This window comes from Enterobacter chengduensis, from assembly GCF_001984825.2.
GTDB lineage: Bacteria > Pseudomonadota > Gammaproteobacteria > Enterobacterales > Enterobacteriaceae > Enterobacter > Enterobacter chengduensis.
Genome location: NZ_CP043318.1, coordinates 2,571,905 through 2,591,042 on the forward strand (window position 1 = coordinate 2,571,905; position 19,138 = coordinate 2,591,042).

At 58.4% G+C, this 19,138-nt stretch carries 15 protein-coding genes; 6 read left to right on the forward strand and 9 right to left on the reverse strand.

Annotated features, from left to right (window positions below):
• Nucleotides 1-117 precede the first annotated feature (117 nt).
• Nucleotides 118-801, forward strand: a complete 684-nt coding sequence (locus tag FY206_RS12575; protein ID WP_032640557.1) for a copper/silver response regulator transcription factor — start codon at nt 118-120, stop codon at nt 799-801.
• A complete protein-coding gene (locus tag FY206_RS12580) occupies nt 791-2,245 on the forward strand; it encodes a Cu(+)/Ag(+) sensor histidine kinase (RefSeq protein WP_032640559.1) in 1,455 nt (484 codons plus the stop codon). The genes FY206_RS12575 and FY206_RS12580 overlap by 11 nt, the downstream gene beginning before the upstream one ends.
• Before the next feature lie 4 nt (nt 2,246-2,249).
• On the opposite strand, the gene FY206_RS12585 is transcribed toward FY206_RS12580, so the two are convergent.
• Entirely contained in the window at nt 2,250-3,155 is a 906-nt protein-coding gene (locus tag FY206_RS12585) for a LysR family transcriptional regulator (protein WP_032640561.1), read from the reverse strand.
• 117 nt (nt 3,156-3,272) lie between these two features.
• On the opposite strand from FY206_RS12585, the gene FY206_RS12590 reads away from it, so the two are divergent.
• Nucleotides 3,273-4,685 carry an MFS transporter gene (locus FY206_RS12590; RefSeq protein ID WP_032640564.1) on the forward strand — a complete coding sequence of 471 codons (1,413 nt, stop codon included), beginning with the start codon at nt 3,273-3,275 and terminating at the stop codon, nt 4,683-4,685.
• A gap of 59 nt (nt 4,686-4,744) precedes the next feature.
• On the opposite strand, the gene FY206_RS12595 is transcribed toward FY206_RS12590, so the two are convergent.
• The 3 genes from FY206_RS12595 to FY206_RS12605 are packed head-to-tail and all read right to left on the reverse strand — an operon-like array spanning nt 4,745 to nt 7,455.
• Entirely contained in the window at nt 4,745-5,740 is a 996-nt protein-coding gene (locus FY206_RS12595; RefSeq protein WP_032640567.1) for a DUF2891 domain-containing protein, read from the reverse strand.
• Between the two features lie 9 nt (nt 5,741-5,749).
• Nucleotides 5,750-6,736, reverse strand: coding sequence for a DUF979 domain-containing protein (locus FY206_RS12600; protein ID WP_077064015.1), 987 nt, complete (start codon nt 6,734-6,736; stop codon nt 5,750-5,752).
• On the reverse strand, nt 6,733-7,455 hold the full coding sequence (locus tag FY206_RS12605; protein WP_045890160.1) for a DUF969 domain-containing protein: 723 nt from the start codon (nt 7,453-7,455) through the stop codon (nt 6,733-6,735). The genes FY206_RS12600 and FY206_RS12605 overlap by 4 nt, the downstream gene beginning before the upstream one ends.
• 199 nt (nt 7,456-7,654) lie before the next feature.
• On the opposite strand from FY206_RS12605, the gene FY206_RS12610 reads away from it, so the two are divergent.
• On the forward strand, nt 7,655-8,200 hold the full coding sequence (locus FY206_RS12610) for a winged helix DNA-binding protein (RefSeq protein ID WP_024908533.1): 546 nt from the start codon (nt 7,655-7,657) through the stop codon (nt 8,198-8,200).
• Nucleotides 8,201-8,202: 2 nt separating this feature from the next.
• Here the strand turns inward: FY206_RS12610 and glgX are convergent, their stop codons facing one another.
• The 3 genes from glgX to treZ are packed head-to-tail and all read right to left on the reverse strand — an operon-like array spanning nt 8,203 to nt 14,546.
• Nucleotides 8,203-10,278, reverse strand: coding sequence for a glycogen debranching protein GlgX (gene glgX / locus FY206_RS12615; protein ID WP_032640576.1), 2,076 nt, complete (start codon nt 10,276-10,278; stop codon nt 8,203-8,205).
• Between the two features lie 15 nt (nt 10,279-10,293).
• On the reverse strand, nt 10,294-12,762 hold the full coding sequence (gene treY / locus FY206_RS12620; protein WP_032640578.1) for a malto-oligosyltrehalose synthase: 2,469 nt from the start codon (nt 12,760-12,762) through the stop codon (nt 10,294-10,296).
• Nucleotides 12,759-14,546, reverse strand: a complete 1,788-nt coding sequence (gene treZ, locus FY206_RS12625; RefSeq protein WP_032640580.1) for a malto-oligosyltrehalose trehalohydrolase — start codon at nt 14,544-14,546, stop codon at nt 12,759-12,761. Before treZ ends, treY begins: the two co-directional genes overlap by 4 nt.
• Before the next feature lie 132 nt (nt 14,547-14,678).
• Between treZ and FY206_RS12630 the strand changes: the two genes are divergently transcribed.
• On the forward strand, nt 14,679-15,206 hold the full coding sequence (locus FY206_RS12630; RefSeq protein ID WP_032640582.1) for a GNAT family N-acetyltransferase: 528 nt from the start codon (nt 14,679-14,681) through the stop codon (nt 15,204-15,206).
• Between the two features lie 86 nt (nt 15,207-15,292).
• Nucleotides 15,293-16,042 carry a 5'-nucleotidase, lipoprotein e(P4) family gene (locus FY206_RS12635; RefSeq protein WP_196239787.1) on the forward strand — a complete coding sequence of 250 codons (750 nt, stop codon included), beginning with the start codon at nt 15,293-15,295 and terminating at the stop codon, nt 16,040-16,042.
• 248 nt (nt 16,043-16,290) lie between these two features.
• On the opposite strand, the gene FY206_RS12640 is transcribed toward FY206_RS12635, so the two are convergent.
• Together FY206_RS12640 and FY206_RS12645 are read right to left on the reverse strand one after the other, a co-directional pair.
• The gene (locus tag FY206_RS12640) at nt 16,291-16,845 is read right to left on the reverse strand and encodes a hypothetical protein (protein ID WP_131657967.1); all 555 of its coding nucleotides are present in this window, start codon (nt 16,843-16,845) and stop codon (nt 16,291-16,293) included.
• Nucleotides 16,846-16,885: 40 nt separating this feature from the next.
• The gene (locus tag FY206_RS12645) at nt 16,886-19,120 is read right to left on the reverse strand and encodes a hypothetical protein (protein WP_032640586.1); all 2,235 of its coding nucleotides are present in this window, start codon (nt 19,118-19,120) and stop codon (nt 16,886-16,888) included.
• Nucleotides 19,121-19,138 lie beyond the last annotated feature (18 nt).

A 19,138-nucleotide genomic window follows, 5' to 3' on the forward strand; every position in this document is an offset into this window, starting at 1 on the left:
GAACGCATCCTGTTTGACGGGTGACAGGATAATGACAATGTTGTCATTTATGGCGTAAGTCATTGTTAACGGCCTCAGGCTCACTAGAATGTCGTCAGCAGCCAGTAGGGGAAAAAGATGAAAATACTGATCGTTGAAGACGAAATGAAAACCGGGGAGTACCTCAGCAAGGGGCTGACCGAGGCGGGGTTTGTGGTGGACCACGCTGACAACGGCCTGAACGGCTACCATCTCGCCATGACGGCGGAATACGATCTGCTGATCCTCGATATCATGCTGCCCGACGTGAACGGCTGGGATATTGTCCGCATGCTCCGCTCCGCCGGAAAAGGAATGCCCATCCTGCTGCTCACGGCGCTCGGTACGATTGAACACCGGGTTAAGGGGCTTGAGCTGGGCGCAGATGACTATCTGATCAAGCCTTTCGCCTTTGCTGAGCTGCTCGCCCGGGTGAGGACGCTGCTGCGACGCGGAAATACGGTGATCGCGGAAAGCCAGCTTCAGGTGGCGGACCTGACGGTTGACCTCGTGTCGAGAAAGGTCAGCCGGGCCGGGAATCGCATCCTGTTAACCAGCAAAGAGTTCAGCCTGCTGGAGTTTTTTATGCGCCATCAGGGGGAAGTGCTTCCCCGCTCCCTGATTGCCTCCCAGGTGTGGGACATGAACTTTGACAGCGACACGAACGCGATTGACGTGGCGGTAAAGCGGCTGCGGGCAAAAATCGATAACGATTTTGAATCGAAGCTGATCCAGACGGTGCGCGGCGTAGGCTATATGCTGGAGGTACCGGATGCGCGTTAAGCCCCTCCGACGCCCTTTCTCTCTTGCGCTGCGGCTGACCTTTTTTATCAGCCTCTCGACGATACTGGCCTTTTTCGCCTTTACCTGGTTTATGCTCCATTCTGTTGAAAAGCACTTCGCCGAGCAGGATATCAGCGACCTCCAGCAAATCAGCACCGCGATGCACCGCATTCTGCAGTCTCCGGCCGATCCCGACCAAAAGAAAATCAGCAAGATTAAAGAGTCGATCGCCAGCTACCGCAACGTGGCCGTCCTGCTCCTGGATCCGCAGGGAAATACCCTGTTCAGCTCGGCACAGGGGGCAGCACTGCGCCCTGCACTCAATACAGCGGATTTCGACACACACCGTCGCGCACGGGACGTCTTTCTCTGGACGGTTGAAGACCCCGGCACGCCCATGCACGCCGGGTCCGGCATGAACATGGAAACGTACCGGATCGTCGCCTCTGCTGGCGCGGCGACGCTGCAGGGCAAAACCCAGGACTACGTGATGCTGATCGGGCTCTCCATTAATTTTCATCTCCACTATCTTCAGGCGCTGAAAAAAAACCTTCTGGCGATTGCCGCGGTTATCAGCCTGCTGATTATTCTTGTCATCCGCATCGCGGTGCGCCAGGGACATTTGCCCCTGCGTAACGTCAGCAACGCCATTCAAAATATCACCTCAGAGAATCTGGACGCGCGGCTGGAGCCGTCCCGCGTGCCCGTTGAGCTGGAACAGCTGGTCATCTCCTTCAACCAGATGATCGAAAAGATTGAAGATGTCTTTACCCGTCAGGCGAATTTTTCCGCCGATATCGCCCATGAAATCAGAACGCCCATCACCAACCTGGTAACGCAAACGGAAATCGCGCTGAGCCAGCACCGCTCGCAGAAAGAGCTGGAAGATGTGCTGTACTCCAGTCTGGAAGAGTACAACCGAATGACCCGCATGGTCAGCGACATGCTTTTTCTGGCGCAGGCGGATAACAATCAGCTGATCCCCGACCGGGTAATGTTTGACTTGAGTGCCGAGGTGATGAAAGTCTTCGATTTCTTCGAAGCCTGGGCGGAAGAACGCAATATCATGCTGAAATTCAACGGGAAGCCCTGCCTGATAGAAGGCGATCCGCAGATGTTCAGAAGAGCAATAAGCAATCTGTTATCCAATGCCCTGCGCTATACGCCGGGAGGTAAAACGGTCACGGTCTCCATCAGAACGCGGAATAACGACGTAGAGCTGGTGACGGAAAACCCCGGCACGCCGATCCCGAAGGAGCATTTGCCAAAGCTGTTTGACCGTTTCTATCGCGTCGATCCGTCCAGGCAGCGCAAAGGCGAAGGCAGCGGGATCGGGCTTGCCATCGTGAAGTCCATCGTCACCGCGCATCACGGAAAAGTCCGCGTGGAATCGGATGCGGTATCCACTCGCTTCATCCTCTGCGTACCGGGAAAAACGACCTGATCGCTTAGCGCACAGAGCGGCACACCTCCAGAACCGTCTCCCTGAGCCACCGGTGCGCCGGGTCCTTCTCCATGCGCGGATGCCACATCTGTGACACCGTGATGGCTCGGGCTTTAAACGGCAGCTCAAAAACGTGCACGCGCTCGTTCATCGGCTGATTAAGCAAGTACAACGCGGGCACCATGGCAATCAGGTCGGAGGCCAGCGCCACGGATAGCGCCGTCGGAAAGCCGGGCACTACGCTGGCGATCTGGCGCGTCACCCCGCGCTCCGCCAGCGCCTCATCGGCAAACCCGTGTAATGAGCCGTCCGGCGAGGCCACCACGTGGCCCCACGCGACATAATCGTCAAGCGTGACGTCAGGCTGTAATGACAGCGGATGCCCCTTGCGCACCGCGCCAACAAACCGATCCTGGAAAAGCCGCTGCAGCCGTATCTCTGGCCCCATATTGCTCTGCACGCCAATCTCCAGGTCGACAAGCCCCTCCCGCAAATAGCGCGACGTTTTTTCCGGTTTTGGCGCGAAGCGGATGCATACCCCGGGCGCAGCGCTCGCCACCGCCGCGATGAGCAGCGGCCCAAAGGCCACCACAAAACCGTCGTTGGCACGGATGGTAAACAGCCGTTCGAGGCCTTCCACCTTCAGCGCGTCGGTAGAGGGCTGCAGCACCGCCCTTGCCTCGTGTACGGCGCTTCTGGCGCGGTCCCGGGTCGCTTCGGCCCAGGGCGTCAGCACCATATGACGCCCTGCACGCACCAGGATAGGGTCGCCGGTCACCTCCCGCAGCCGGCTCAGGGTGCGGCTCATGGCGGAAGCGCTGAGATTCAAACGACGCGCCGCGCCCGCGACGCTGGCTTCCGCCAGCAAAACGTCGAGCGCAGCCAGCAGGTTAAAATCAGGATCGGACATGATAAATCTCCAGATGTGGCGTTACGCGCAACGATAAAGTGCAAATGCTGCGTCTTCCGCCCTGTATAGCGCATGATTATAGTCTCGTCATCACTATTCTTATCCGGAGTAACGACGATGACGATCTTCTCGAACCAGCCCGGCGATGAGGGTTTACCCGGGCATGAACGCGCCCGGGTCCTGGCCGCCGTCATGACCACCACGCTGATGGGCGTCTTTGACGGCACCATGATCAACATCGCGCTCCCCTCCATGGCAAGGGCGATGCAGGTTCCCGCGAACGTTGCGGTCTGGTTCGCCAACGGTTATCTGCTGTCTGCGGCCATGACGCTCGCCATCTTTGCCGCGCTGGCGGCGCGCGTGGGCTATCGCCCGGTGTTTCTGGCGGGGCTAGCCACCTTTACGCTCACCTCGCTCGGCTGCGCGCTGGCAACAGCGCCGGAAATGTTAATCGGCATGCGTATTCTGCAGGGCATCGGCGGCGCGGCCACCCTGAGCATCGCCCCGGCAATCCTGCGTTCCGTTTTTCCGGGCCGACTGCTTGGCCGCATTCTGGGGCTGCACGCCCTGCTTATCGCCTCCAGCACGGCGATTGCCCCGGTGCTGGGCGGGACGATACTGGACGCGCTGAGCTGGCAGTGGCTGTTCGCCATTAACCTTATTCCGGGCAGCATCGCCCTGCTGCTGGCATGGCGCGCGTTGCCCCGGCGCTCCGCCATTGACCGTTCCCCGTTTGATGCGCCGGGCGCCGTGTTCTCCGCCGCGCTGTTAGGTTCGGCGATTATGCTGGCCGACAGCCTTCAGCGGGTGACGCAAGGCATCAACCTGGCGGCCACAGGCTGGGGGCTGCTCACGCTGGTCAGCGCCCTCGCCTTTATCTTGCGCATTCGGCGCGCGCAACATCCCATACTGCCGCCCGTCATGTTTAAAAACGGACGCTTCACCCTCGCCGCGCTGACCTCGCTGGCGTCGTTTGTGAGCCAGGGCATCACCTTTGTCGCGCTGCCGTTTCTGTTTCAGAGCGTGTATGGCTACAGCCCGGCGGTGTCGGCGCTGCTGTTCACCCCGTGGCCGATTGGCATCGTGCTGATCGCGCCGCACGCGGGGCGCTGGGCGGATAAAATCTCCGCGCCGCTGATCTCGACAATCGGGCTAATGATATTTGTCGGCGGGCTGGTCCTGCTGGCGACGCTGCCGGACAATCCTTCCGCATGGAATATCTGCCTGCGCAGCCTGGTGTGCGGGATGGGGTTTGGGTGCTTCCAGAGCCCCAATAATCGGGAAATGCTCGCTAACGTGGCGCGGGAATATGCCAGCTACGCCTCCGGCGTGTTGTCGATTGTGAGGACGTTTGGCCAGTGTCTCGGCGCCGCTACGGTGGGGGTTCTGCTTGCGATGACCGGAGCAGACCATGACCGGGCCGTGCATCTGGCGCTGTGGATTGCGGTGATGGCCTCAACGGGATCGGTATTGTTTAGCCTGAGCAGGCTGCGCCCGGCGGCGCTGCGCTTGCACGGGCCTACACGATAATTTCACCATGTAGGCCGGATAAGCGCAGCGCCATCCGGCAAGAAAGGCGACTCGTTCGTTTACTCCAGCGCCAGCAGCGCAAAGCTCGCCAGCCAGTGCCCGCCGCTGTAGTGGCTGCCGACCACGTGCTCGACGCTCGCCGCCAGATGCTTCGCCACCGCCTCGCGCAGCGCCTGCTGCGCCGGATGGTTTGCGGGAAGCGCGCGAGCAATATGCTTCATGCACCACGCGCGGCTGAGGTTTAACCCGTCCAGGTGGGCAATTTTCGGGTCGGTACGATCGCTCACTTCCGCCGGGTTCATCAGCGCGGCAACGGAACCGACATCCGGCAGGAACGCGTCAAACCAGGCCGGGAAGTCTTCGGACGCCTTGCTCATCAGCAGCGCTTCCGTCAGCGCGCCGGAAATATACTCGTCTCCGCCGGGTTCATAGTGCGCCGGATAGCGCGTGTCGGCGAGATAAAAGCGATCCGCCGCCGTCAGTATCGCCTGCTCAAGCGCGTTATCTCCTGCAGCTCGGGCATAATCGATCGCCAGCGCGAGGGCAAACGCGGTGTTGTAGTGCGTCCCGACGCGGATCGGATAGGTGAGCTTGCCGAGATAATCCACCAGCCGGTTGCGAATGTCCTGAGTGAGCGGCTCGAGCGTCCGGGACCAGCCTGCGGCCTGCGGCAGCGACGACTGTTTCAGCTCCTGGGCCAGCGCCAGCAGCCAGCCGTAGCCGTACGGCCGCTCAAACGAGGCGCGGAACGGCGCGGTAAAATAGGCCAGCTCCTTCGCTACGTTCTCTGCCGTCAGGTGCTCGTCGAAAAGCGCGACGATCGCGTCCCGACACGGCAGATCCGGGTACAGGCGCACGCAGCGCAGCAGCAGCCAGTAGCCGTGCACCGCCGAGTGCCAGTCAAAGCAGCCGTAGAAAATCGGGTGCAATTCGCGAGGCGGCAGCACGTCACCATCATCATTCAGCAGGTGCATGATGTGGTTCGGGTATTCCTGGCGCAGATAGGTTAAAGGCATGCGGGCAAACGCGTCGGCCTGATGTTGCGTTAATTCCATAACAGCTCCTTAGCGAAACACGAGGAAATACATTAAGAACACGTTCACCACCAGCAGGGTTAACGCGGTCGGGATCTGGATCTTGATCACCTGATATTTGTCCTTCAGCTCCAGCAGCGCGGCGGGAACGATGTTGAAGTTCGCGGCCATCGGCGTCATCAGCGTGCCGCAGTAGCCTGCGTACATGCCAATCGCCAGCAGCGGCGCAGGGTTGCCGTGATGCACGTTGATCAGAAACGGCAACGCGATCCCCGCGCTCAGCACCGGGAAGGCCGCAAAGGCGTTACCCATGATCATGGTAAACAGCGCCATCCCCACGCAGTAAATCACCACCAGCATGAAGCGGCTATCCGGGTTCACGAACAGGCTCACCACCTTTTGCACCGAATCACCGGTGTTGGCCGCCACGAACACCCCGCCCAGCATGGCCAGCATCTGCGGCAGGATCACCGCCCAGCCGATGGTGTCCACAAGACGGCGAGACTGGCGAACCGCGTGCAGCGGCGTGCCCTTCGTCAGCCACCAGCCGGTGAGGATCGCCGCGACGCAGGCCACGCACAGCGCCGCAAGGGTAAGCTGTTTCTGGTCAAGAAGATAAACGCCGCCAATCGACACGCCCTTCAGGAACAGCGTCCCGATAACCGTCACCACGGGGATCATCAGCGCGGGCAAAAACAGCCAGTTTTTCAGCCGGTTCGACGAGGCAACGCGCTCCTCGTCCGATGCCATTTTATCATGCCCTTTCCCAACCAGGCCAAACCCCGCCAGCAGCGCGATGGCGATCACGCCGCCGCCAATAATCCGGTACGCCAGCGATTTCCCCAGCTCCTGAACCATCAGGTCGCCAAACAGGAAGATTCCGCCAAACAAGAACCAGAACAGCGCCGTGGTAAAACGTTTAGGATTGGCGCGATCGCGCAGGGTCATCACAACCAGCAGCATCACGATAAAGCCAATCAGGTAGTACACGCGGTTAATGGTGATAAGGGTCATCATTGCGCGGCCTCCTGCGTACCCTGCTCCGCGCGCCAGGTCATCACGTCGCGACGGATGCTGGCATCCAGGCGCAGCAGGCGAGCCATATGAATAATCAATGCCGCAATGGCGGTTGGAATGGCCCACAGGCCAATATGCAGCGGTTCGATGCCCGGAATACCGTTCTCTTTCAGGAACGCGTCAATCAGCAGCACCGCGCCAAAGGCAATAAAGATATCTTCCCCAAAGAAGACCGCGATGTTGTCACACGCGGCGGCATGGGCTTTGATTTTGTCGCGAATGTGCTGCGGCAGCTCGCCGTATTCGTTCAGCGCTGCCCCTTCGGCCATCGGCGCCAGCAGCGGGCGCACCGTCTGGGCATGACCGCCCAGCGACATCAGCCCCAGCGCGGCGGTACCTTCACGGGCAACGAAATAGAGCATCAGAATACGCGCCGAGGTGGCGCTGGCGATCTTCGCCACCCAGGCTTGGGCGCGCTCTTTAAGCCCGTAATATTCCAGCAGGCCAATCACCGGCAGGATCAGGATGAAGGTGGCCAGCGATCGGCTGTTCACGAACTTTTCACCGAAGGTCTCCAGCAGCATCCCGAAATCCATACCGACCAGCAGACCCGTCGCTAGCCCAGCCACCACGACCACCAGCAGCGGGTTGAAGCGCAGTGCAAAACCAATAACCACGATCGGAATCCCGATCAGCGGCAGCAGCGTAGTACGGTCCATAACGTTTACCCTATCGAAAGTGAGCGTTGCGCGCCGACGGCTATTTTTTTAATTTGCGGCGAGCGATGTTGTGTTTTTCGGCAGGCTTCACAAAACCTGCGCTAAAAAGCTATATCTGAACCTCAAAAACATGTAAACAAATTATCAATAAAATGTTCTTATTTTATCGATGAGTTTACATTTCTGGCTAAGGAACGTTATGACCTCAGAAAAGAGTGCTTCACCCGATCGCGACGATATCAACGACGGTCGGATCGTCTCCTCCCGCCATCTGGTGTCGGAGCGCTGCGCGGAGCTGTCAGAGCTGGAGTACGCGCTGATCATGACCAGCAACGCGTTCAACAAATGGATGGTGCGCTGCATGACGGCTGCCGGCGAGCCCGATATGGGCGCCTTTGACGTTTCGCTGCTGCATCACGTGAACCACCGCGACCGCAAGAAAAAGCTGGCCGATATCTGCTTCGTCCTCAACGTGGAAGATACCCACGTGGTGACCTATGCCCTGAAAAAGCTGGTCAAAGCAGGCTACGTGACGAGCGAGAAAGCGGGAAAAGAGCTCTTTTTCTCCACCACCGAGGAAGGGAAAGCGCTGTGCATGAAATACCGTGACGTGCGGGAGGCGTGCCTGATCGCGATCCACGCGGAGAGCGGCATTGCCGGGAAGTCGATTGGCGAGACCGCGCAGCTGTTACGCACGATCTCCTCGTTGTATGACACCGCCGCCCGGGCGGCGGCGTCACTCTAGGGTTAAGGACGTCTGAACAGGGAGATGCTGCGTCCGGCCAGCTCGTACTCAACGGTTTCGGTGATTGCTGTTCCTGCGACAGCGTCATCCGCCGTAGAGAGCTCCAGCACCCATCCCCCTTCACCAAACTGCGGGATCTGGAACGGCACGGTGCCTTCAAACGGGTTGAACAGCATCAGCACGTCGTGCCAGATGCCCTCCTCCTGCCGGAGATCCGGCCTGCTGATGGAGACCCCGAGCGTTGAGCCTTCATCCCACTGCTCCGCCTTCTGCGGGCCGCCTCCGGCATTGAACCAGCGGATCTCCAGCCCGTCGCGCCAGCTCTCACGGCGCAGCAGCGGCTGCTGCGCGCGAAGCGCAATCAGCCGTCGGGTAAAGTCGCGCAGCGCGGCGTCGTTTTCGGACAGCCCCTTCCAGTCGATCCACGAGATCTCACTGTCCTGACAGTAGCCGTTGTTGTTGCCCTTCTGCGTGCGGCCAAACTCGTCCCCCGCCAGCAGCATCGGCGTGCCGTGGGAGAACAGCAGCGTGGTCAGGAAATTGCGCTTTTGCCGTTCGCGGGTAGCAATAATATCCGGGTTTTCCGTCGGCCCCTCCTCGCCGTAGTTGTACGAACGGTTATCGTTGTGCCCGTCGTTATTGTCCTCGCCGTTGTCGGCGTTATGCTTCTCGTTGTACGACACCAGGTCATTCAGCGTAAAGCCGTCGTGAGCGGTGATGAAGTTGACGCTGGCCCACGGGCGACGCCCGCGCAGATCGTACAGATCGCCAGAGCCGAGCAGCCGCGCGGCAAAGTCCGTGGAGACGTTATCGCCCTTCCAGTATTCGCGAACGGTATCTCGATATTTGTCGTTCCATTCCCCCCAGCCCGGCGGGAAACCGCCGACCTGATACCCGCCGGGACCAATATCCCAGGGTTCACCGATCAGCTTCAGCCGGGACAGGACCGGATCCTGAGTCACGGCGTCGAAGAAACCGCCGCGCGGGTCAAACCCTTCCGGCTCGCGGCCCAGAATGGTCCCGAGATCAAAACGAAAACCATCTATGTGCATGGATTCCGCCCAGTAGCGCAGGGAGTCCATCACCATCTGCAGCACGCGCGGGTGCGAGGTATTCACCGTGTTGCCCGTCCCGGTGTCGTTGATGTAATACCGGTGCTGGTCGGGCAGCGTGCGGTAGTAGCTGTAGTTATCGATCCCCTTAAACGAGAGCGTGGGGCCAAGCTCGTTCCCCTCCGCCGTGTGGTTATACACCACGTCCAGAATCACCTCGATGCCCGCATCATGGTAGGCGCGCACCATGTCGCGAAAGCCCTGGATCCCCGCCGGGCCGCAGTAGCGCGACGCCGGAGCAAAAAACCCGAGGGTGTTATAGCCCCAAAAGTTATTCAGGCCGCGGTCGAGCAGGTGCTGGTCGTCCGGAAACCAGTGCACCGGCAGCAGCTCCACCGAGGTGATGCCCAGGCTTTTGATGTAGTCGACCGAGGCTTTGTGCCCCATCCCTTCAAACGTCCCCCGCAGCTCGGGCGGAATGGCCGGGTTCATCTGTGTAAACCCTTTTACGTGGCTCTCATAAACAACGGTATGCGGCCAGGGCACGTTCGGTCGGCTGCCGTCCTGCCAGTCAAAGGCGTTCGGGTCGATGACCCTGCATTTCGGCGTGAACGGCGCGCTGTCCCGCGTATCAAAGCTCAAATCTAATTCATCGTGCCCCAGCTCATAGCCAAAATGGGCGTCGTTCCAGTCAATATCGCCCACCAGTTCCCGGGCGTAGGGATCGATAAGCAGCTTATGCGGGTTGAAGCGGTGACCGTTCTCCGGGTCGTAAGGGCCGTGGACGCGATAGCCGTAAAGCGCACCGGGCTTCAGATCGGGTACGTAGCCGTGCCAGACCTCGTGGGTATATTCCGGAAGCGTCAGCCGGGCGATTTCCGTTTTCCCGGACGGGTCAAACAGACAGAGCTCCACCCGCTCGGCGTGGGCGGAGAACAGCGCGAAGTTGACCCCCTTCCCGTCATAATTAGCCCCCAGCTGCTGGCCATCACCGGCCCGAATTTCAAACGTAGTATCCTTTGCCATTGTCGTTCTCCACGATTATTCGCAGGTAAGCAGAACCAGTACAGATCCCTTTTCTGACGTTAAATCCAGCGTCTTTTGCAGCATGCGGCTTTCGCCGCTGAACAGATCCCGATAGCGTTTTCCGGCCAGTTCGTCGGGTAACGCGACCGTGGTATTGACCCACAGCTGATGATTGTCGGTAACGTCAAAAACCAGACGCGGCACGGCAACGATCAGCGCCTCGTCGTCCTTAACGCGCGCATAGACAATCAGATTCTCCTCGCGATCGCCGGTGACCTTAAGCGGCAGCCAGTCGCCGTAGCGGAACAGCGCGTCGTAGTGCGGCCGAAGCCGCAGGAGCGTGGCGGTAACGAACTGTTTAACGCTTCCGTCTCGCCAGCAGGCCGGGCTGTCAAACACCCCGGCATCCGCCGCGCTGAGGTTTTGTACCAGCACGTCGAAGTCCGGCTCGCGTCGGTTGTCCGGGTCGACCAGGCTGAAGTTAAGCGCCTCGCTGCCTTGGTAGATATCCGGCACGCCGGGGGCCGTCAGCTTGATCGTCGTCTGGCTCAGGCTGTTCATCAGCCCGGCGCGAATGAAGGGCTGCATCGCCTCGCTGAAGTCGTGCAGGAACAGGCTATTGTCGGGCGAAAGCAGGTGCCGCGCGTAGCTCAGCACCACGCTCTCATAGCTCTCGTTGCTGTCGATCCAGTCGGTGCGCTGTTTCGCCTCGCGCAGGGCTTTTTCGAGAAAGCCGATAAAACGCTCGGCAAGCGATTTCAGCCCGTCGGCGTCGTCCGGCGACAGCGTGGCGGGCCAGACGCCCGCCAGCGCCTGATAGATCATCCAGGTATCGGCGGCGTTCGGCGCGGTACCGTCATTGAGAAAACGCACCTGGGTCTGGTTCATCTGCCGCCAGCGGGCAAGATTTTCGCCCCACCGTTCCGGGGCTTCCGTCAGGGCGTAGAGGCGCGCCCGGGCGTCTTCCCCGCGCTTGGTATCGTGCGTGGAGGTGCCCAGCAGCGCATCGGGCTGACGGGCCAGACGAATGCGCATCTCCTGATGAAAGCGGGATAATGAAAACGCGCGCGGGGTCGGGTCGGCGCCCACTTCATTGAGCGCCAGCTCGAGGTTGTGGCGAAAGAACAGCGTGTCTTCAACGGACTTCGCCATCAGCGGCCCGGTCAGCTGCTGGAAGCGGGTTCTGAACAGCGCGGCGGACTCGCGGCACGCTTCCGGCAGGTCGCCGGTAAGAATGCGCACGATCAGGCTCAGCGCCGCTTCGGAGGTCTCCACGCCGGCGACCACGCGGTTAAGCAGCGCCACGTCCGGCGGGGTTAATCCCTCCCGGGTGCCGTAGGTGCGGTACACCGGAAAGGCGATAAGCAGCTCGCGCAGCGCGTGGCGGATATCGTCGCGCGGCAGCGCAACCTCATTGCGGCGGGCCAGATCGTCGGCAAGGTTCAGCAGCGTGGTGAACTCGCCTTCAAAGTTGCGATCGACCATCAGGCCTTTGGCATCGCGCAGTTCGGCGAGGCGATCGACCGTGACGCCCAGCGTCTCGTCGTGGACGGCCTCCAGGCGCGGCAGGTTCGCGTCGTCGACCAGCACTTCCGCAAGCGAGGCGATAAACTCGTAGCCGGTGGTCCCGGAAATCGGCCACCCGGCGGGGAGCTGTTCCCCTTTGGCGAGGATCTTCTCAACCGTAATGTAGCAGTCGGGTCCGGCGGCCTGCCGCAGGCGCTGCAGATAACCCAGCGGATCCGCCAGGCCGTCTACATGGTCGATGCGCAGGCCGTCCACCGCGCCCGCGTGGACCAGCTCAAGGATCAGCCGGTGCGTATCGTCAAAAACCGCGTCATCTTCTACCCGAACGCCGACCAGCCCGGTGATCTCAAAGAAACGCCGCCACGAGAGCTGTTTCGGCGCCTCCCGCCAGGACATCAGCCGCCAGCTTTGCGCCTCGTGCAGCTCGGCAATGCTTTTATCCTCGCTGTACGTCCCGGGGTTGAGCGGATACTCGGCATCATAGTAAACCAGCGCGGTCTTTTTCGTGACAGTGTCACGTTTTAGCGTAATGGCTCCCTTCTCCAGCTCCGCCTCAAAGGTGTCGCCGAGGAACGGCAGCGTCAGCGGGCGCGACCCGTCGATGTCGAAATAGCGAAAATAGCGGCTCTGCTGTCCGTACTCAATTACGTCCCGCCACCAGGGGTTTTCCAGCGAGGTGGACATATGGTTCGGGACGATGTCCAGAATGAGCCCCATACCGGCCTGCTTAAGCGCCGTGGCCATGCGGTCGAAACCCTCTCGTCCGCCGATAGCGGGGTCGATTTCATTCGGGTTGGTCACGTCATAGCCGTGAGTGGAACCCGCCGTGGCGGTAAACACGGGCGACGCGTAGAGATGACTGATACCGAGATCCTTCAGATACGGCACCAGCGCCGCAGCGCGGTCAAAGGTCATGCCGTTACGGAACTGAATACGGTACGTGGCGGAAGGGATCATAACGATGCTTCTCCATCAGCAAAGCGAACGACAATACCGTTCGGAGGTAAAACGTCAGTGACCTCATGCGAGGCGAAACGCGTCTCCCCCGGAAGAGCGGGCAGCGCGACGGGCTTGATGCCGATATTGAGCGCCAGAGAGAGCGTCCCCGACGGGAAGCGCCAGCTCACCGCCACCATGCCGGGCGCGGTCTGGATCACCTTGCCCTCCACGTGGCCGCCAGGATGGAGAAGCGGCACGATATAGCGATGGCGCAGGGTCAGCAGGTGGCGCGTGAAGCGCAGCCACGTTTTTCCCTCGTCGGTGGCAATTTTATTCCAGTCAATCTTTGAGCGGATAAACGTGTTCACGTCGTTCGGATCCGGGACGGTTTCATCGTGTCCGGCGTGGCCGGTAAACTCCTTCGCGCGCCCTTCCCGCACCGCCCTGGCCAGATCGCCGTGAAAGTCGGTGAAGAACAGAAACGGGTGCGTTTCACCGTACTCCTCGCCCATAAACAGCAGCGGGATATGGGGGGAAAGCAGCAGCGCGGCCAGCAGCACCCGCGTCCTGTCGGCACCCGCGAGGGTGATAAGCCGCTCGCCCTGGGCGCGATTGCCGGTCTGATCGTGGTTTTGGATAAAATCGACGAAGAACTGGGGCGGCTGCGTGCGGCACGCCACCCCGCGGGATTCGCCGGTTTGCAAAGAGACCTCACCCTGGTAGACAAACCCTTCCGCCAGCGCCCGGGCGAACTTTTTCTCCGGCTCGAAGGCAAAATCCTGGTAGTAAGCGTGCGTCTCGCCGGTGGCGAACACGTGCGCGGCGTTGTGAAAGTCATCGTTCCACTCGCCCGTAAACAGCGGCGCGTTGCCATGCGCATCGCGCGGATGCAGAAAAATCACGTTGCGGCTGTCTTCCGTGGTCAGGTGAACGTGTCGGTGAGGAATAGCCTCGCGGATGCGGGTGGCAATCTCTTCGAGAATATGCGTCTCCGAGCCGTCTTTAATCTGGTCGATGGCATCAAAGCGCAGGCCGTCCAGGCGGTATTCCGTCAGCCAGTAGAGCGGCGCGTCGGTGATGTACTGCCTCACCGGCTCGCGCTCGTAGGCAATGCCGTTGCCCCACGGCGTCATCCGCTCCGCGTCGAAAAACGCGGGCGACAGCAGCGGCAGATAGTTTCCTTCCGGCCCAAAGTGGTTGAGCACGATATCCAGCACCACGGAAAGCCCCAGCCCGTGCGCGGCGTCGATAAACGCGTGGAAATCCTCCGGCGTGCCGTAGGCAGCGTGCGGAGCATACAGCAGCACGCCGTCGTAGCCCCAGCCGCGGGAACCGCCAAACTGGGAGACGGGCATGACCTCGATCTGGGTAATGCCCAGTTCTGCCAGATAAGGCAGTTTTTCTATGGCCGCCCGGAAGGTGCCCTCCGGAGTAAAGGTGCCGATATGCAGCTCGTAAATGACCGTCTCTTCCCAGGGGCGCCCCGCCCAGTCCCGGTTGACCGGCGGGTAACGGCGGGGATCGATCACGATAGAGGGGCCGTTAACGTCCCCCTTTTGCGCGCGCGATGCCGGGTCGGGTATCGCCATGCCGTCCTTCAGGACCAGCTGATACTCTGTGCCGTGCGTAACGCCGGATACGTCTGCCTGAAACCAGCCGTTGCCCGCTGCCGTCATCGGCACGTCGGCGCTGTCCATACGTAGCGTAAGTTCTTCCTGTCCTTCTGCCCAGACGCGAAAACGTACAACGTCATCGGAAATAAACTCAGCACCCCACCGCTTTTGAAATGTCCTGAATTCCATTCATTGTCCTCGAATGACCCACGTTTTACGCGGAACGAAGTACAAGCTTAGTTCAGGATTAAAAGTGTGTTAGCCCGGCGAACTTAACCGCTTCGTCTATTCTTTATGAAATAACTCACTACAGGGAAATATATGCAGATTCGAAAAGGATTAAATACCGACCTCGCACGTCTTGAATGCTGTGACTTTTCTTTCACCGTTAACCACATTGCGCGAGAGCCCTTTATCCACTGTGATTTGCATATCGAATCCGTCGCCGAACCCTGGATAAAAATCTACGAGCTTGACATTCAAACCCTTGAAAATCACTGCGTTAATCCGGACGCCATATTTCTTGTCGCCGAAACGGATGACGGTGAAATAGCGGGATTTATTACCGCCTCGATCGGCTGGAATAAATTTATCTCGGTCGATTATATTGCCGTGGAGCGCACGAAGCGCAGAACCGGCGCCGCGCAAAAACTGATGGCCGCCGCGCACGTGTGGGCCAGAAGCGTAAACGCGCCGGGACTGCGGCTGGAAACCCAAAATGTGAACGTCCCGGCCTGTCTGTTTTACCGTCGCTACGGTTTCACCCTGGGCGGCTACGACCGTTATCTGTACAACGCCCTGCCGGAAAAAGACGAAGTCGCCCTGTTCTGGTATTACATGCTGGTGTAGCGACGCGGCCTTCATATTTCTGTCACTGAACTTCATTACGCTTTCGGGATTTTAACCACGGTGTTGAGGAAAGAAGTGTGAATTCAATGGCTAAGGCATTACTGCTGGCATTACCGGTTTTGAGTGCAGCGGCAGCGGCGACGGCCGCCGAGAGCGGCCTGTGTGAACCTAAAGCGTACGAAATGGCGCTGCGCTATCAGCAGAAATCGGCGGAAATCATGGCGCTTCAGCTGCAGACGTATCGGTTTGCCACCGAGCGTTTCAACGAGAAGTTAAAGGATCTGAAAACGCCTGAAAATTACGCCGTCGTGATGGACCTGGATGAGACGGTGCTGGATAACACCCCGCTGCTGGTGCGCGACGTGGAGCAGTGTCACGACTATACCAAATGGGATACCTGGAGCGACTGGGAAAAACAGGGAAAACCCGGCCTCATCCCGGGCGCGAAGGCGTTTCTTGACCATGTGAATCAAAGCAAGGTCCGGATCTACTATGTCTCGGATCGTATGCAGGAGAATAAAGCCGACACGCTGAAGACGCTAAACGCCCTCGGCCTGCCGCAGGTATCCGACGAGAGCGTGCTGCTGGATACGGTCAGCAAGGAAGAGCGTCGTCAGAGTATTCTCAAAAAGCAGCAGATCGTGATGCTATTTGGCGACAGCCTGCCGGATTTCGCCGTGCAGTTTAAAAACAAAAAGCCGAGCGAGCAGCAGCGCGAGCTGGTTGAAGCCAGCGCGGAACACTTCGGCAACGACTGGATTGTGCTGCCTAACGCCGCGTATGGTGCCTGGTCTAAAGCCACGCTGGACGGCTGGAACGCACCGCTGAAAAAATAACGCCTTACGGGCCGGGCCAGGCTTCACCGCCGCCCGGCTTTTTCACATCGTCATTGTTTCCTGACCTGCCGGTATTACAAGACTTTCTGATGCAGTTCATGATCTGCCTTTTTTACCCGGTAATTACTCAACGGGAGCAAAATGAAACATTTTACAAAACGAGCGGGATGCTGAAGTTAAAGGTGAAAAAAGGATCTCAATAAGATCCTTTGAATTTATCAGGCTGCACCACACTAAGTGGTTAAATATCAATTAATCGAACATCCTTGATTGTCCTCAAAAACTTTAGAAAATTGGGCATTTTTCAGAGTGTAGTAGGTCGTTTTACATGGATTAGTTATCGGGATACCATTTTCATCATGCTCAATTTTTTGTGGGATCGCTTGACCGGTTAATATCATTAGAAAACTCCCCTTCTTTGTATCGATCCTGAAATCTTCACCAACAGGGGTACCATTATCAGCAACTTGCTGATAAACATTAGTTCCAGCAACTGCAGGAAGTTGTGAAACAACCTTTCCTGATAACTTATCTATAATCCAACCACACACACCACCTTGATGATCGAGGCATTCATTTCCGCTGCTCTTATCATCAGTGTATATGCGATAATGCCCTCCGAAATTCACTGGTTCTTTTAATTCACTACTAGTTCTTTTCTTCCAGTGACTGGAGTATTTCGCTTGTTCACTAGAAAGATCTAACCTAGTGGCAAATGGGCCTTTGTTTATATCAGCCGGATAATCTTTAAATTCAGGTGTGCCTTTAACATGTAGCTCAACTGCATGAACATAGGGGAGCATAAGACATGAAACGCCACTAAGTAAGTAGGAGAAGATTCTGCTAGCTCGCGCCATTTTTCGACTCTCTCAATATATTAACCATTTGATTAGGTGACAGATGTGCATGATTAAGACCATCGCCAGAGTAATAAGAAACACCTTCTTCTTGTGCAATCCGCCCTTTACTAATAGTGTTCCCCTTGCGAACTCCACCGGAAGCAAACTCTTTAGCCCAGTCATATATTGCGTCTTCAACTCTCCCATTACCTTCCAGATAGGTAATAATCGCAGGCCGTTTAACCTTAATAAGGTATTCCTCAAAAATCCAATCCTGAGTGGCCTCGTCATATAAGGAATTAACATCAAGATTGAGCGCTCTTACCGCATCTATTAAAGTTCCCGGTATGATTTGAAAACGACCAGTAGCAAACATAATATTCGTATGCAATTGACTTTCCATAACTTGTTTAATAGTCATAGATGTTAGGTTTGTATGATATTTTGCTACTGTTCGTTTAGGGTTCTGGTGAATTTGGTTGTACGCCGTGTAGTCATTTTTTGACTCAACGCTCCCCAGCAACTCAGCAAACGGACTGTGCGCCCATCCTTGTTTCTTTGTTTCACGCAGTGCATCCAGAAACACCAGTGGATGCATATGCCACTGATTTTCCTCCATGCCCGGCACTCGCTGCATCCAGCACAGGTCACCCAAAAATCTCTCACTGTATGCGTACCATTCCGGTTCCTCCTTCTTTTTCTGCGGCGTAAAGAACGCTTTCCATACCGGTGACTCCGATGAGTAGCACCACTCACAAGGATGCTTCACGCACAGACGGTACAGGTGATCGCGCATTGCCGGATTCTGCACCGCCCGCCTGTACTGTTCCGGGTAATACCAGTCCTGTTTGGGATTATCGATCTTGTTCAGCAGCTGCCGGTAGTTGAAGGCAACAAGTTGATGACCGTACTTCCCGTCGTTGTCCGCCACGCTGAAAAAACGCTCAAAAATCGTCTTCACCAGCCCTTTCGGCTGCGTCTTCCCGTCGAGATGGTCAAAGCTCACCGGGCTGTCTTCTGTCGTCTCAAAACCCCGACCAACAAGGTCATACCGGGACAGCAGCTGCACATCCGACTCCGCCAGCAGCCCGCGCGACGCCCCGTCCGGCCAGTAGCGTTTTCCTTCTTTGTCCGTCACCGCCAGACCGGACAGCGCCATCACCGCTTCGGTCTGCGTGGTTATCAGGCCCTTCTGTATGTCCCCGATGTTGAATTGCAGGTACACCGGTATGTCCTTCGGATAACGGGCAAAGGCGGGCGTGTCGCGCCCCACGCCCTCCGGGTTACTCAGGAAACGCGGCAGGTCGTCCGTCGTCAGACATTCGATATGCACCTGATAGCGTTTTTCATGCCCGTCCTCCGTGGGCACCTGAAAATACCCCAGATGGCCCACCGGGTCCCCGGCCTTTATCAGGTAAGGGGTTGGGCACACCACCGTATCAAATTTCACGGTTTCGCGTGAAGGCGGCAGGAACGGGGACCACCACGCCGGGCGGGTGGCGCTGTCGCGGGCCGGAACCAGATTCCCCCTGTCACACACCGTCCACACCCTGTCACCGGCTTTCAGGCTCATGTTGCCCGTGACCGGCTCTTCCAGCGTGACGTGCGCATACTGCCGCCCGTTGGCCCCGGTCATTGTGTCGGTGCTGACCGCTTTATCCCATGTCACCCGCGTGCCGGACGGCAGCTCCACCGCCACCCACTGCCGGGATGTGTCCACATACGCATTCAGGTGCTGGCCTTCTGCCACTTTGAACGCCGTGCTGTCCGGCTCCGGGTAGGCCAGCCAGGGCGCAAGGTGCATATAGAGGGTGTAAAAGGTCAGCCCGCTCTCTGCCGTTTTCCCCGGCTGAACACGGTGTCGGACCAGCAAAAAGGAGCCTGAGTAGCGTAAATCCCCCCAGTACCACGGCACGCTGAGGTAATCCCGGTTAATCCGGTACGCCACCACCTCGCCGTCTGCCATGCACCGCACGGCCTGCTCCCCCTTAAACGGCACCGGAAAATCCACCGCCTCATTCATCGCCTGACCGCTGAGGGCACACCACGGTGTGGTGGTGTCACTGATGTGAATACCGCCGTGCCACATGCCATTGCGACCGATAAGCCAGTGTCCTGCAGCCTCGCCCTCCAGATGCGCCAGCATTTCTTCGAGATTACTGAACTCCCCGCCCCGGTTATTTTTTGGCACCGGCCAGCGGATGGCCGGGAGATTCGGGCTGGTTTTCGGTAGTGACATACAAAATCCCTTTAATTA

Excerpts from the sequence above, each read along its gene's own strand:
- FY206_RS12585 (WP_032640561.1), bottom strand. The coding sequence starts at position 3,155 with ATGTCCGATCCTGATTTTAACCTGCTGGCTGCGCTCGACGTTTTGCTG.
- glgX (WP_032640576.1), bottom strand. The coding sequence starts at position 10,278 with ATGGCAAAGGATACTACGTTTGAAATTCGGGCCGGTGATGGCCAGCAG.
- treZ (WP_032640580.1), bottom strand. The coding sequence starts at position 14,546 with ATGGAATTCAGGACATTTCAAAAGCGGTGGGGTGCTGAGTTTATTTCC.
- FY206_RS12605 (WP_045890160.1), bottom strand. The coding sequence starts at position 7,455 with ATGGACCGTACTACGCTGCTGCCGCTGATCGGGATTCCGATCGTGGTT.
- FY206_RS12610 (WP_024908533.1), top strand. The coding sequence starts at position 7,655 with ATGACCTCAGAAAAGAGTGCTTCACCCGATCGCGACGATATCAACGAC.
- FY206_RS12595 (WP_032640567.1), bottom strand. The coding sequence starts at position 5,740 with ATGGAATTAACGCAACATCAGGCCGACGCGTTTGCCCGCATGCCTTTA.
- FY206_RS12575 (WP_032640557.1), top strand. The coding sequence starts at position 118 with ATGAAAATACTGATCGTTGAAGACGAAATGAAAACCGGGGAGTACCTC.
- FY206_RS12600 (WP_077064015.1), bottom strand. The coding sequence starts at position 6,736 with ATGATGACCCTTATCACCATTAACCGCGTGTACTACCTGATTGGCTTT.
- treY (WP_032640578.1), bottom strand. The coding sequence starts at position 12,762 with ATGATCCCTTCCGCCACGTACCGTATTCAGTTCCGTAACGGCATGACC.
- FY206_RS12640 (WP_131657967.1), bottom strand. The coding sequence starts at position 16,845 with ATGCTCCCCTATGTTCATGCAGTTGAGCTACATGTTAAAGGCACACCT.
- FY206_RS12590 (WP_032640564.1), top strand. The coding sequence starts at position 3,273 with ATGACGATCTTCTCGAACCAGCCCGGCGATGAGGGTTTACCCGGGCAT.
- FY206_RS12580 (WP_032640559.1), top strand. The coding sequence starts at position 791 with ATGCGCGTTAAGCCCCTCCGACGCCCTTTCTCTCTTGCGCTGCGGCTG.
- FY206_RS12635 (WP_196239787.1), top strand. The coding sequence starts at position 15,293 with ATGGCTAAGGCATTACTGCTGGCATTACCGGTTTTGAGTGCAGCGGCA.
- FY206_RS12645 (WP_032640586.1), bottom strand. The coding sequence starts at position 19,120 with ATGTCACTACCGAAAACCAGCCCGAATCTCCCGGCCATCCGCTGGCCG.
- FY206_RS12630 (WP_032640582.1), top strand. The coding sequence starts at position 14,679 with ATGCAGATTCGAAAAGGATTAAATACCGACCTCGCACGTCTTGAATGC.